Genomic DNA, 12992 nt, shown 5'->3' with positions numbered 1-12992 from the left:
TTCAAGCCGCGCGTGCGCAGACCCAGGCATCGACGCGGGCCACGCCGGCCTGCCGCAGCGCGCGGGCGGCGGCTTCGAGGGTGGCGCCGGTGGTCATCACGTCATCGATGAGCGTGACGCGCGCCGGCGCCGCGCCGCCACGGACGCGGAACGCATCGCGCAGGTTGCGCCGCCGCGTGGCCTGGTCGAGCCGCGATTGCGCGCCGGTGTGCTTGCATCGCCACAGCAAATCGTGGCGCAACGGCAGGCCAAGGGCGCGCGCCAGCGGCCTGGCCAGCTCCAGCGCCTGGTCGTGACCGCGCGCCGCCAGACGCCGGCGATGCAGCGGAACCGGGATCAATACCGTGTCGGCCGACGAGAGCGCGGCATCGGCCAGTCCCGATACCATCAGGGATGACAGCAACCTGCCCGCCGCCAGTGACTGGTGGAACTTGAAACGCGGCAGCAGGCGGTCGAGCGGAGCGGTATAGGCGAAGACGGCGCGCACCTCGGCAAGTGGCGCATCGCGGCGGATCAGGCAGGCGCCGCAGCGCGCGCCGGTATCGGCCGCGGCCAGTGGCAGCGCGCAACCCGCGCAGGCGTGACGGTGCCAGGGCAGGGCGGCGAAACAGGCCGGGCACAGGTCGCGCCCGGCCCCGGTGTCGCCGCCGCCGCAGCAGGCCAGGCAGACGGGTGGCCACAGCCGGCGCGCGAGGCCGTCAACCAGGCGCCGTATCGGAAAGTTGACAGGTATCGGCATGCTCAACAGACTGACCCTCCTTTCTTCGCTGGTCTGTCAGACATGTCCGAATCCGCCCTCGGTCACGCCCCCGTTCGCCACGACTGGACGCGCGCGGAAATCGCCGGCCTGTTCGCGCTGCCGTTCACCGAGCTGCTGTTCCGGGCCGCCAGCGCGCACCGCGAGAACTTCAACGCCGACGAGGTGCAGGTCTCGACGCTGCTCTCGGTCAAGACCGGCGGCTGCCCCGAGGATTGTGGTTACTGCCCGCAGGCGCAGCGCTACCACACCGGCGTCGACGCCACCAAGCTCATGCCTTGCGAGGACGTGTTGGCGAAAGCGCGCGCGGCCAAGGCGGCCGGCGCCTCGCGCTTTTGCATGGGTGCGGCCTGGCGCTCGCCGAAGGACCGCGACATCCCGAAAGTCGCCGAAATGATCGCCGGAGTGAAGGCGCTCGGTCTCGAAACCTGCGCCACCCTGGGCATGCTGAGCGATGCCCAGGCCCAGGCGTTGAAGGACGCGGGTCTCGACTACTACAACCACAATCTCGACACCGCGCCGGATTTCTATGGCGATGTCATCACCACGCGGCAGTACCAGGACCGGCTCGACACGCTGTCGCACGTGCGTGATGCCGGCCTCAAGACCTGTTGCGGCGGCATCGTCGGCATGGGCGAGTCGCGCGAGCAGCGCGCCGGGCTGCTGCATACGCTGGCCACCTTGCCGGCGCACCCGGATTCGGTGCCGATCAATCGCTTGGTGCGCGTCGCCGGCACGCCGCTGGCGAAGGAGAAGGAACTCGATCCGTTCGAATTCGTGCGCACGATCGCGGTCGCCCGCATCGTCATGCCGAAATCGATGGTGCGTCTGTCCGCCGGGCGCGAGACGATGAGCGACGAATTGCAGGCGTTGTGTTTCCTGGCCGGTGCCAATTCGATCTTCCACGGTGAGCGGCTGCTCACCACCGGCAACCCGGACACGGCCAGGGATGACGCCCTGTTCGCCCGCCTCGGCTTGAAGCCGATGCCGTTTACCGGCGCCGACGTGGACAGTTGTGGCGATACCGTGCACGCGCCCATCGCCGCGCCGGCGGCGGCCGCGGCATGAGCCGGCCATCGCTGCGCCAGCGCGTCGACGATGCGCGCGTCCTGCGCGGCGCCCGGCAGCGGCGCCGCCAGCGGTTGGTGGTCGAACGCCGCGACGGCATGCGGTTCGATATCGGCGGCCGTTGGCTGACCGCTTTCTGCGGCAACGATTACCTCGGCCTGAGCCAGCATTTCTCGGTGGTCGGCGCCTTGCAGGACGAAGCCGCGCGCAGCGGCGCGGGGGCCGGCGGCTCGCATCTGATCAGCGGCCACACCGCGACCCACGAGCGGCTCGAACGCGAAGTCGCCGACTGGCTGCAAGTGCCGGCGGCGCTGTATTTCTCCAGCGGCTGGGCGGCCAACCTGGCGGTGCTGCAATCGCTGCTGGAAAAGGACGACCTCTGCGTGCAGGACCGCCTCAACCACGCCAGCCTGATCGATGCCGCGCGCCTTGCCGGCTGTCGCCTGCGCCGTTATCCGCACGGTAATTCCGAGGCCGCGCAGCGGCAGTTGCGCGGCGATCCCGAGGTCGCGGCGATGCTGATCAGCGACGGCGTCTTCAGCATGGATGGCGACATCGCCCCGCTGCGCGATCTGGCGATGGTCGCGCGCTTGCAGCAGGCGCTGCTGTATGTCGATGACGCCCACGGCATTGGCGTCATCGGCGAGGAAGGCCGCGGCAGCGTGGCCGCCGCCGGCCTCGACCACCAGCAGGTGCCGTTGCAGATGGTGACGCTGAGCAAGGCGCTGGGCGGCGTCGGCGCGGTGGTGGCCGGTGATGCCGGGCTGATCGGCCATCTCGCCGAAACCGCGCGGCCCTACGTCTACACCACCGCGTTGCCGCCGGCGATGGCGGCCGCCACCCTGGCGGCGATCAAACTGGCGCGGCGCGAACACTGGCGGCGCGAAAGGCTGGGGTCGCTGATCTCAAGTTTCCGCGACGCCGCGCGCCACCACGGCTTCCGCCTGCTCGACTCCGATACCCCGATCCAACCGCTCCTGTGCGATAGCGACGCCGAGGCGCTGGCGATGGCCGGGGCATTGCGCGAACTGGGTTATCTAGTGGTGGCGATCCTCCCGCCGACGGTGCCGCAGAATGGCGCGCGGCTGCGCATCACGCTCTCGACGCTGCACGCGCCGGAGGACGTCGACGGGCTGGTGCGGGCATTGCTGCGCGCCCGCGACGAAACCACGCGCCGGCTGGGGGGCGCGGCGTGAACGGGCCGCCGAAAACCGGCGGCGTGGTGCTGGCCGCGGTCGCCATCGCGCTGGCCTCGGCGCTGTTCTTCACCCTCACCTACGTGCTCAACCGCGCCAGCGCCAGCGAAGGCGGACATTGGGCGTGGACCGCCTGCCTGCGCTACTTCATCACCCTGCCGCTGATGCTGCCGTTGATGCGCGGGCGGATGCGGCCGGTGCTGGCGGCCATCGGCCACCGCCCCGGCGCGTGGTTCCTGTACGCCGCGATCGGCTTCGTGCTGTTCTACGCGCTTTTGTCGTTCGCGGCCGACAGCGGCCCGTCGTGGCTGGTGGCCGGCAGTTTCCAGTTCACCGTGATCGCCGGGATGTTATGCGCGCCCTTCCTCTACCGCGACGAACGCCGGCGGGTGCCGTTGACGGCCTGGGGCGTGGCGCTGATGATCCTGGCCGGCGTGATGCTGATGCAGTTTTCGCACGCCGCCGGCGGGCTTGACCGCGCGGCGTGGATCGCCTTGGCCTGCGTGTTGGGCGCCGCGGTGATGTACCCGCTCGGCAACCGCCTGCTGCTGCTGCACCTGGAAAAGACCGGTGAATCGCTCGACGCCACCCAGCGCGTGTTCGGCATGACCCTCGCCAGCCAGCCGCTGTGGCTGATGATGGCGGTCTACGCGTGGTCGCGGGCGGGCGCGCCGCCGGCCGCGCAGGTCTGGCTGGCCGCGGGGGTGGCGCTGGCCGCCGGCGTCATCGCCACCATCCTGTTCTTCAAGGCTACCGGGCTGGTGCGCGACAACCCCACCGCGCTGGCCGCCGCCGAGGCCATGCAGGCGGCGGAATTGATCTTCGCCAGCGTGCTTGGCGTGTTGTTTCTCGGCGAAGCCTGGCCGCGCGGCGGCGCTCTGGCGGGGGGCGCGATGATCGTGGTCGGCATCGTGCTGTTCGCCTGGGTGGCGGCGCGCCCGCGCGCCCGCAACCAGCGTGAGGTGCGGGCGATGCGCTCGGATCACGGCGCATGAGCCTGCATATCGAACGCACCGGCCACGGCCCCGACCTGGTACTGCTGCACGGCTGGGCGATGCATGGCGGGGTGTTCGCGCCGCTGGTCGAACGCCTGCGCGCGCACTGCACGCTGCACGTGGTCGACCTGCCCGGTCACGGCCGCTCGCGCGAATCGGCCGTGCCGCTGGCGCTGGACGCGTGCGCCGAGGCCATCGCCGCCCAAGTACCGCAAAACGCGTATTGGTGCGGCTGGTCGCTGGGCGGGCTGGTGGCGCTCGGCGCCGCCCAACGGGGCCTGCCGCTGGCGGGGCTCTGTATGCTCTGCGCCTCGCCCTGCTTCGTGCGCAAGGCCGACTGGCGCTGGGGCATGTCGGTGGAAATCTTCCGCGATTTCGCCCATGGCCTGCGCCACGATTGGCGCGGCACGTTGGATCGCTTCCTTGCGCTGGAAGCCTTCGGCTCCGACCATGCCGAGGAAGAACTGCGTCGCCTGCGCGAAGCCCTCTTCGCGCGCGGCGAACCCGCCGCCTCGGTACTGGCCGATGGCCTGGAACTGCTGGAAAACGCCGACCTGCGCGCGGGATTGCCGGCGCTCGCCCCGCCCAGCCTGTGGATCGGCGGACGCCGCGACCGCCTGGTCGACCCGCGCGCGATGGCGGACGCGGCGGCGCTGACGTCCCATGCCGAATTCGCGCTGATCGAACACGCCGGCCATGCGCCCTTCCTGACCCATGCCGAGGCGGTGGCCGAGGTCATGCGGCCGTGGCTCGGGCTCGCCCGATGAACGGGGCGTTGTTCGATAGCCGTCACGTGCGCAGGGCCTTTGGCCGTGCCGCCGCCGGTTACGCGGAAGCCTCGGCCGTGCAGCGCGAGATCGAATCGCGGCTGCTGGAATCGCTCGATCATTACGCCCTGCGCCACGGCGAGGCCGCGCCCGCGCGCGTGCTCGATCTCGCCTGCGGCCCGGCGCGCGCCGCCCATGCCTTGCGCGCGCGCTGGCCCAAGGCCGAGGTGATCGCCGCCGATGCCGCCCTGCCGATGCTGCGCGCCGCCCGCGCCAACACCCGTGGCCACTGGCTACGGGCGCGGGAAATCGCGCGCGTGGCCGCCGACCTGCGCGTACTGCCGTTCGCCGAGGACGCGTTCGACCTGTTGTTTTGCAACCTCGCGCTGCAATGGATCGACGACCTGCCGGCCGCGTTCGCCGAATTCCGCCGCGTGCTGAAACCCGGCGGCATGCTGCTGGTATCGACCTTCGGCAGCGAGACGCTGGCCGAATTGCGCGAAGCCTTCGCCACCGCCGATGTCGCACCGCACGTCAGCCCGTTCACCGCCATCGCCCCGTTCGGCGATGCGCTGGTCGCCGCCGGTTTCCGCGAGCCGGTGCTCGACCGCGATGTATTGGTCGAGGCCAAACCGTCCTTCCGCGCCATCCTCGACACGCTGCGCGCGATGGGCGCGACCAATGCCCTCGGCGCGCGCCGGCACACGCTTTCGGGCCGCGCCCGCTTCGCCGCCGCCGAGGCCGCGCACGCGCGCGCCGCCGATGGCTGGCCGATGCGCTGGGAGGCGATCTACGCCCAGGCATGGGCGCCCGAGCCGGGCACGCCGATCCGCGATGCCCACGGCGAACTGGCGCGGGTGCCGCTCGCGCGCATTCCGATTCGCCGCCGCTGAGGCGGGACGCGCGCGCGGCGGTTCATCCGCGTCTGCCTAGACTGCGGGCGAATCCGTATCGGAGTCCGCCCATGTCGCCGCGCGCGCTTGCCATGCTGCTCACCACCGCGATGTGTTTCGGCGTCGCCCCCTCGGTGTCGCTGGCCGACAGTCGCGGCGAGGTGGCGGCACAGGCCGACGGCCTGCTGCGCGCCGCCAGCGACGACTCGCTCGAACGCTTGTTCGCATCGGTGCACGCGCTTTCGCGCCACCCGGACGATGCCGCCCGCGTCTGCCGCGCATTGGCCTCGGTATCGCGCGCCAGCGCCGACACCTGGCTGCGGCTGGCGCGGACGCTTTCCGACGACAACCGCCGCGCGCTGGCCTCGGCCCTGGGCGAGGTGGCGATGTCCGGCTGGCAGAGTGCGCCGCGTCCGTTCGACGAACCACGGGCGCGGCAATGGCTGCGCCAGGCCGGCGTGCGCGCGGCGATGCTCAACGATGGTTTCGTCGCCGGCCTGTCCGGCGCGGAGGGCGACACCGGGCAGGAAGCCCTGCGCTGCCGCTCGCTGGGCTGGCTGCTGGATGCGCTCGCCACGCAGCCGCGCGAAGCGCGCGCGGCCGTCACGCGTTTGCTGCTGCGCGACGGCTTGGCCTCGGTGCTGAACGTGGCGGGATCGGCGTCCCGAGCGGCGGCGCGAGTGAGGTGCGATGCCCGTGTCCATGGCACTCGGTGTGATGATTCATGGCATGTCGATGCGGACGGTGCACGGTTCGCCGGTAGTTCCGGCAATCAGGATCAGGCCCCATTGATCTCATTTGGTTGGCGTGTTCGGGTCTCCGCAAACATGCCGATCGACAAGTCCCCTTTTCAGACTACGGATGCTTCAATCGAGCCTTGAATCCCTGGATGATATTTTCGGGAAAAGTCTCACCCAATATGGCGAACGGCGCAATGCGCCTAATTCATATCGTACTATCGGGCCTCCGATGACAAAGTAAGGACTGCTATGCGTAGCATCTGCCCGCTTGGGCTTCCGCTTGTTTTCGCCATTCTTGTGATGTTGCCAAGCACGCCGGCCATGGCCTCACAGAGAACCATCACCCATGCCAGTGGCACGCCAATTGAGCAAATCAGCGGTGCCGATCGCATGCGTATCGAGAAGATGCTCGACCGGGCGCTTCCTGAAACGGCCGCAAGCCTGAAGCTCATAGAAGGTCAATCCGGGTTCAACATCAAGACGCGGCTCGTTCCAGAGCGCCGAGTCGTGATCATAGACCTGGGCTGGCAGGCAGTTCCTTCCCATGCGGGCGGAGAACTGGAGGATCAACAACACCGTCTGGCACTCGTGGCGCTCGATTTGCTGCGGGGTGTCGTTGCCGTGGATGGCGCGGAGTTCCGGTTTGCCGGCCAGGATATTCACCAGCTACGACCTGACCCTCTGCCACCGGTAAGGACAGGCCAGCGACAAGGACCAGAGCGAGCACTAAACCTCTGAAAGTGGCACTGGCCGGTGGGCATGGGCTGTATTCAACTATGAATACAACGACTGGCGCGCACAGCGTGATCCATCGAATGGCATTACCGAGGATTTCATTACACCGTATTTTGCACGCGATCTGGCTGTTCGGCTTTCCAGTGCCGGTGCAACCGTCTTCAAATCCCGCACGAATGAAGTCCCAGTCCATGCGCCAAGTGGAGAGCAATGGTGGAAGATTGCCGCACGCTATTACTTGCAATCACAGCTTCCGAGCGAGACCGCCATCTGGAATTCGCCGCCGACTGCCACGCATTCGCTCCGCGAGCGCGACGAAGATATCCGTAGCCGCCCTCTATATGCCAACCACGTAGGCGCCGACCATGCCATACGCCTGCATACCGATGGTACCGACGATACAACTGTACGGGGCACACGGGCCTACTACCAGACTGGACGCACGGTCGACGCGCAACTAGCCAGCCAGATCCTATGCAGTATGAAGCAGGCTATTCAGAGCGTTGCTGGCTATGAGAGGTGGCGTGTGGCGGAGGCTCCATATCCCGCCGACAAGGGCGAGAATCGCTTGGCGGCCATGCCCTCGGTCATCATCGAGCTGGGCTTCCATTCCAATGCGGCCGACGCATTGGCGTTGCAGGCGACTTCATTCCGCAATGCCGCCGTCAAAGGTATCGAACGCGGTATCACCGACTATCATGCTGGCACTGCTTGTTCAGAGTTTCGTATCACGAGCATCCCTCCGTTCAGTGCGCCAATCAATTCGCCGATGGACATGTTGGTCGGCTTCGAGGGCGACCCAAGGTTCCCGATTACACTGCGGACTCGTAATGTGACCTGTGCGCAGGGCTGGACTTGCAGGCCGGCCATATTGGCTTACAGTACTAAGCAGACATCTCCGATCAAGCGCACACTCTCTTGCTCTGGCAGTTCGGATAAAAGTGGCACTTTCAAATATGTCGCATGGTTGACGGATGCAAGCGGCATCAGGACGAAGGAAGTTGAATACACGTATAGCTGCACGGCTAACGCTTAAGACGCAACGCTATGGCACGGGGTATATGGCCGCCCATCGGCACGCAAATAAATGTTGGCATGGCCCGTCGGTAGCTGATAAAACGCATGTCCACGTTGCCCGAGTTTCGATTTGGCGCACTTCCAGGCTGCGCTCAAACCCAAGAGCAAAATACAGGGGCATCCTTCCTCCGTCGCGCTCGGAAAACTAACGATCAAAGCCGCCTAATCTGAGGCATGATGTCGTGTGGCGCGGATCGCACCCATATCCCATACGGCCATCACGCTGGATGTTATGGACGCACACATCTCGCGTCGATATTCAGTCCCCGTCGATCATGGCGGATAGCCCGGCGAGATCGACGTTGCCGCCGCTCAGCACGATGCCGATGCGTTTGCCGGCGAAGCGTTGGCGGTCTTTAAGTACCACCGCCAGCACCACCGCGCTGGAAGGCTCGACCACGACTTTCAGATGGGTGTAAAGCAAGCGCATGGCGTGGCGGATGCCGGCCTCGTCGGCGAGCAGAATGCCGCTGGCGTCGCGGGCGATCAGGGCGAAGGTGCGCGCCGAGAGGTGGCCGCGCAGGCCATCGCAGATGGTATCCGGTACGCGGTCGGTAATCGGGTATTCGGCCGATAGCGAATCGTGGGCGTCGCACGCGGCCTCGGGTTCGGCGCCCCAGAGGTCGGCGTTTGGCCTCAGCGCGCGACAGGCCAGGCCGCTGCCGGCGAGCAGACCGCCGCCGCCGACCGGCGCGAGCAGCGCATCGAGCCCCGGCACGGCGGTGTGCAGCTCCAGTGCCGCCGTGCCTTGCCCGGCGATCACCCCGGGATGGTCGAAGGGGTGGATGAGTGTCGCCCCGTCGCGCTCGATCAGCGCGGCGGTGGCGGCATCGCGCGCGGCCATGGTGGGCGCGCAGCGGACGATCCCGGCGCCATGCGTGGCGATATTGTCGAGCTTGGCCCGTGGCGCGCCCTCGGGAACCACCACGGTCGCGCGGAGGCCGCGCAGGCGGCAGGCCAGCGCGATCGCCGCGCCGTGGTTGCCGGAACTCTGGGTGACGACGCCGCGCGACGCCGCATCCTCGTCCAGCATCGATACCGCGTTGCAGGCGCCACGGAATTTGAACGAACCGCCGCGTTGCAGGTTTTCGCATTTGAAATGCAATTCGGCGCCCGCCAGCGCGTCCAGCGCCGGGTCGTGCAGGATCGGGGTGACGCGCGCGTGCGGCCGGATTCGCGCGGCGGCATCGAGCACGTCGTCGAAAGTCGGGAGGACAGGCGGGGCGAGGGGCGGCTTCATGGGGAAAGGTTACGTGCCGCGCGTGATGGACGGTTGATGCGGGTGGAGGCGGCGAGCCTGAAGTTAAGGACACGTTCAATGCGTGAGCGCGATGTTGGCGGCATCATCCTTGAGGGGAGATAAAGCATGCGTATCGGCAGAATGCTCACCGTTGGCGCCGTGGTTGCCGGCGCCATGTTGCTGGGCGGCTGCGTGTCGCCCCATGCCGGTGGCCTGGCCGGCGCCCGGGTGGGCGGCGGCTATGTCGGAGGCGGTCACGGCGGTTACCACTACTCCCCTTATGGCGATGGCCATGACGCGTGGTTGCCTGGCCGGAACCGCTGGGGCAACCCGATCCACCGCCTGCCGGATGGCCGGTGGTCGCATGGCGAAGTCCGTTATCGCCATCACCCCGGATACGCATACCCTGGCCATGGCTACTCCGGTGGCCACGTCCGCCAGAATCACGGCCATTCGCCGCCGGCTCATTCGCCAGTGCGCTCGCACCGCGGCGGCGGGCATGGGGGCATCGGCATACCCGCCCCGCACCATGGCAAAGCCAGGCACGCGCCGGCGCACAAGCGTCACCATAGGCCCTGAACGACTGGAAAATGAATGGCCGCAATAGGAGGCGTGCACCGTCACGCGGGCTTGCAAGTTGTGTGGCGAAGTCTCTATGCTTGCGTCCAAGCGGCGCCTGATTGCGCGGCTCGCTATGGCGCCCGGTCAAGGAAATCACGGATCCCCCCTGTTCCGTCCTTGCCGGGCGCCGCTTTTTGTTCCGATGCCGCAATCCCGGCCGGACGACAAGAAACGGGCAAGCCGGCAAGATAAAGAGGGTCGGATGTCCCCCGACATCCGACCCCCGGCTACCCCTGGATGTACATGCCGGCCCCTGCTCCAATACCGACACGCTGCACGCGCTTGCCATCCTGGGTGCCCAGATTCTAAAGCATGAATCATGCCAAGTCGTCGCCGAGGTCATGATTAGCGATTTATATCTCAATTTTAAGGTGATGGATTTCTCTCCAGGTGAAACAAACGGTGGCGAATTGAGCGAAGGATGTCAGTCCCTGCCGTGGCAGGCTGCTCGATGGGTGAGGCGTGGGCAATGAATCTCGACTTCCATGGTTTCGATGTCATCGTCATTGGCGGTGGCCATGCCGGCACCGAGGCCGCGCTGGCCTCGGCCCGGGCCGGCGCGCGCACGCTGCTGCTGACCCATAGCATCGAGACCATCGGCGCGATGAGCTGCAACCCGGCCATCGGCGGCATCGGCAAGGGCCATCTGGTGAAGGAAATCGACGCACTGGGCGGGGTGATGGCGCAAGCCGCCGACGCCGCCGGCATCCAGTGGCGCACGCTGAACGCCTCGAAGGGGCCGGCGGTGCGGGCGACGCGCGCGCAGGCCGACCGCGCGCTGTATCGCGCCTTCATTCGCCGCGCGGTCGAATCGCAGCCCGGCCTCGTCGTTTTTCAGGCGGCCGTCGATGATCTGCTGATCGAAGGCGAAACCGTGCGGGGCGTCGTCACCCATACCGGCCTGAAGTTCGAGGCGCCGGCCGTCGTCCTCACCGCCGGCACTTTCCTCGCCGGCAAGGTACACATCGGCGAGACCCGCTACGCCGCCGGGCGGGTGGGCGACCCGCCTTCCACCGCACTCGCCGCCAAGCTGCGCGAAGGCCGTTTCGTGGTGGACCGGCTGAAGACCGGCACGCCGCCGCGCATCGACGGTCGCAGCCTGGATTATTCGGTGATGAGCGAGCAGCCCGGCGACGTTCCGCGTCCGGTGTTCTCGTTCATGGGCAGCCAGGCCGATCATCCGGCGCAGTTGAGCTGCTGGATCACCCATACCTCCGAGCGCACCCACGAGATCATCCGCGGCGCGCTGCATCGCAGCCCGCTGTATTCGGGCCAGATCGAAGGCATCGGTCCGCGCTACTGCCCGTCGATCGAGGACAAGGTGGTGCGATTCGCCGAGAAGGCCAGCCACCAGATATTCGTCGAGCCGGAAGGGCTGGGCGTGACGGAAATCTATCCGAACGGCATCAGCACCTCGCTGCCGTTCGACGTGCAACTGGCGCTGGTGCGCTCGATCGCCGGCTTCGAGCGGGCGCACGTCACCCGGCCCGGCTACGCCATCGAATACGACTTCTTCGACCCGCGCGGGTTGAAGGCCAGCCTGGAGACCAAGGCGGTGGCCGGGTTGTTCTTCGCCGGCCAGATCAACGGCACCACCGGCTACGAGGAAGCCGCCGCGCAGGGCCTCCTGGCCGGGGTCAACGCCGCGTGCCTGGCGCGGCAGCGCGAGCCGCTGACACTGCGCCGCGATCAAGCGTACCTGGGCGTGTTGGTCGATGACCTGATCACCCAGGGCACGCTGGAGCCGTACCGCATGTTCACCAGCCGCGCCGAATACCGCTTGCAGTTGCGCGAAGACAATGCCGATGCCCGGCTGACGCCGCTCGGACGCGCGCTGGGCTTGGTGGACGACGCGCGCTGGGCCGCCTTCAGCGCCAAGCGCGAGGCGGTGGAAGCCGAAAGCGCCCGGCTGAAGGCGCTGTGGGCCGCGCCGAACAATGCTCTGGGCGGCGCCGTCGCGCGCGACATTGGGGTGGAGGTGAGCCGCGAGACCTCGGCGATGGATCTGCTGCGCCGGCCGGAACTCGGCTATGCCCGGTTGATGCGGGTGGCCGGGCTCGGCCCCGGCGTGGCCGATGCCAAGGTGGCCGAGCAGGTCGAGATCGAAGCGAAATATTCCGGCTATCTGGAGCGCCAGCGCGAGGAGATCGAACGCGCGCGCCGCCACGAAGAGGCCGTCATCCCGGCCGGTTTCGACTACGCCGCGGTGCGTGGCCTCTCCACCGAGGTGTTGCAGAAGCTCGAACGCGTGCGGCCGGAAACGTTGGGCCAGGCGCAACGCATTCCCGGCGTGACTCCGGCGGCGATCTCGCTGCTATTGGTGCATCTGGCCCGCGCGCGCCGCGAACGCGCGGCCTGACACCGTCCCGCCGGCGCGTCAGGTCAGCCAGGCCTTGACCTTGCGTTTGAACCAGCCATCGGCCTTCTTGCGTATCTGGCTGTGGTTGGTTTCCAGGTAATGGCGGACGTGGGGCGAATAGGCTTTGTCGTCGCTGCGGATGTGGTTGAACAGCCAGCGCGCCAGCATGCCCTTGAGCTCGGCGGTGATTTCCTCGCCGGCCTCGAAACGCATTTTGTACTCGCTCACCCGGCGGATGAACATGTCGTGCACGCGCTTGTGCGCCGAGCAGAAGGCGTAGCCGGCTTCCTCCAGCAACTCTTCTTCGAAGGCGAAGTGGGAGAGCGTGTAATCGACCAGCTCTTCCAGCACCAGGCCGACTTCATCACGGCTGCTATGGTCGTGAGCGTGGTCGAGCTGGTTGATCAAGGCAACGATCCGATGGTGCTGCTCGTCGATGATGTCGATACCGGTATTGAGTTCCGGCTGCCAGACCAGAAGCGCCATGAGCCATGCCTGTAGAGAAAACCGCCCGCATGGTGACAAGTCAGGAGGCTTGTCAGGT

Annotated in this window: 13 protein-coding genes; 8 read left to right on the top strand and 5 right to left on the bottom strand. The window is 67.5% G+C overall.

Annotated features, from left to right (window positions below; translation table 11 throughout):
• Position 1 precedes the first annotated feature (1 nt).
• Positions 2-745 carry a ComF family protein gene (locus tag EBB59_RS03730; protein WP_425451789.1) on the bottom strand — a complete coding sequence of 248 codons (744 nt, stop codon included), beginning with the start codon at positions 743-745 and terminating at the stop codon, positions 2-4.
• Between the two features lie 36 nt (positions 746-781).
• Here EBB59_RS03730 and bioB point away from each other — a divergent pair, with 36 nt between their 5' ends.
• The 6 genes from bioB (at position 782) to EBB59_RS03700 (ending at position 6557) form a co-directional block, all read left to right on the top strand.
• On the top strand, positions 782-1825 hold the full coding sequence (gene bioB / locus EBB59_RS03725; protein WP_122100808.1) for a biotin synthase BioB: 1044 nt from the start codon (positions 782-784) through the stop codon (positions 1823-1825).
• Positions 1822-3021, top strand: coding sequence for an 8-amino-7-oxononanoate synthase (bioF, locus tag EBB59_RS03720; RefSeq protein WP_122100926.1), 1200 nt, complete (start codon positions 1822-1824; stop codon positions 3019-3021). The genes bioB and bioF overlap by 4 nt, the downstream gene beginning before the upstream one ends.
• Complete coding sequence (locus EBB59_RS03715) at positions 3018-4016, top strand: multidrug resistance efflux transporter family protein (RefSeq protein WP_245978996.1); 999 nt, start codon at positions 3018-3020, stop codon at positions 4014-4016. The genes bioF and EBB59_RS03715 overlap by 4 nt, the downstream gene beginning before the upstream one ends.
• 2 nt (positions 4017-4018) lie before the next feature.
• Positions 4019-4783, top strand: coding sequence for a pimeloyl-ACP methyl ester esterase BioH (bioH, locus tag EBB59_RS03710; RefSeq protein WP_122100924.1), 765 nt, complete (start codon positions 4019-4021; stop codon positions 4781-4783).
• Complete coding sequence (locus EBB59_RS03705; protein ID WP_122100807.1) at positions 4780-5676, top strand: methyltransferase domain-containing protein; 897 nt, start codon at positions 4780-4782, stop codon at positions 5674-5676. Before bioH ends, EBB59_RS03705 begins: the two co-directional genes overlap by 4 nt.
• A 71-nt stretch (positions 5677-5747) precedes the next feature.
• Positions 5748-6557, top strand: a complete 810-nt coding sequence (locus tag EBB59_RS03700) for a hypothetical protein (RefSeq protein ID WP_122100806.1) — start codon at positions 5748-5750, stop codon at positions 6555-6557.
• Between the two features lie 186 nt (positions 6558-6743).
• Here EBB59_RS03700 and EBB59_RS03695 read toward each other — a convergent pair whose 3' ends face one another.
• The gene (locus EBB59_RS03695) at positions 6744-7079 is read right to left on the bottom strand and encodes a hypothetical protein (protein ID WP_122100805.1); all 336 of its coding nucleotides are present in this window, start codon (positions 7077-7079) and stop codon (positions 6744-6746) included.
• A 157-nt stretch (positions 7080-7236) separates the two neighbouring features.
• Between EBB59_RS03695 and EBB59_RS03690 the strand changes: the two genes are divergently transcribed.
• Positions 7237-8187 carry an N-acetylmuramoyl-L-alanine amidase family protein gene (locus EBB59_RS03690; protein WP_122100804.1) on the top strand — a complete coding sequence of 317 codons (951 nt, stop codon included), beginning with the start codon at positions 7237-7239 and terminating at the stop codon, positions 8185-8187.
• 300 nt (positions 8188-8487) lie between these two features.
• On the opposite strand, the gene EBB59_RS03685 is transcribed toward EBB59_RS03690, so the two are convergent.
• Positions 8488-9468 carry a threonine ammonia-lyase gene (locus tag EBB59_RS03685; RefSeq protein ID WP_122100803.1) on the bottom strand — a complete coding sequence of 327 codons (981 nt, stop codon included), beginning with the start codon at positions 9466-9468 and terminating at the stop codon, positions 8488-8490.
• Positions 9469-9543: 75 nt separating this feature from the next.
• Positions 9544-9726: a hypothetical protein gene (locus EBB59_RS13405; RefSeq protein ID WP_147455495.1), complete on the bottom strand. Its 183-nt coding sequence runs from the start codon at positions 9724-9726 to the stop codon at positions 9544-9546.
• An 832-nt stretch (positions 9727-10558) separates the two neighbouring features.
• Between EBB59_RS13405 and mnmG the strand changes: the two genes are divergently transcribed.
• Positions 10559-12448, top strand: coding sequence for a tRNA uridine-5-carboxymethylaminomethyl(34) synthesis enzyme MnmG (gene mnmG, locus EBB59_RS03675; protein WP_122100801.1), 1890 nt, complete (start codon positions 10559-10561; stop codon positions 12446-12448).
• A gap of 18 nt (positions 12449-12466) precedes the next feature.
• Here mnmG and EBB59_RS03670 read toward each other — a convergent pair whose 3' ends face one another.
• Positions 12467-12934, bottom strand: coding sequence for a bacteriohemerythrin (locus EBB59_RS03670; RefSeq protein WP_122100800.1), 468 nt, complete (start codon positions 12932-12934; stop codon positions 12467-12469).
• Between the last annotated feature and the right edge of the window lie 58 nt (positions 12935-12992).

Source organism: Solilutibacter pythonis (assembly GCF_003697345.1).
Lineage (GTDB): Bacteria > Pseudomonadota > Gammaproteobacteria > Xanthomonadales > Xanthomonadaceae > Solilutibacter > Solilutibacter pythonis.
Note: the sequence above shows the minus strand (reverse complement) of the source record. Positions and strands in the feature narration are given on the sequence as shown.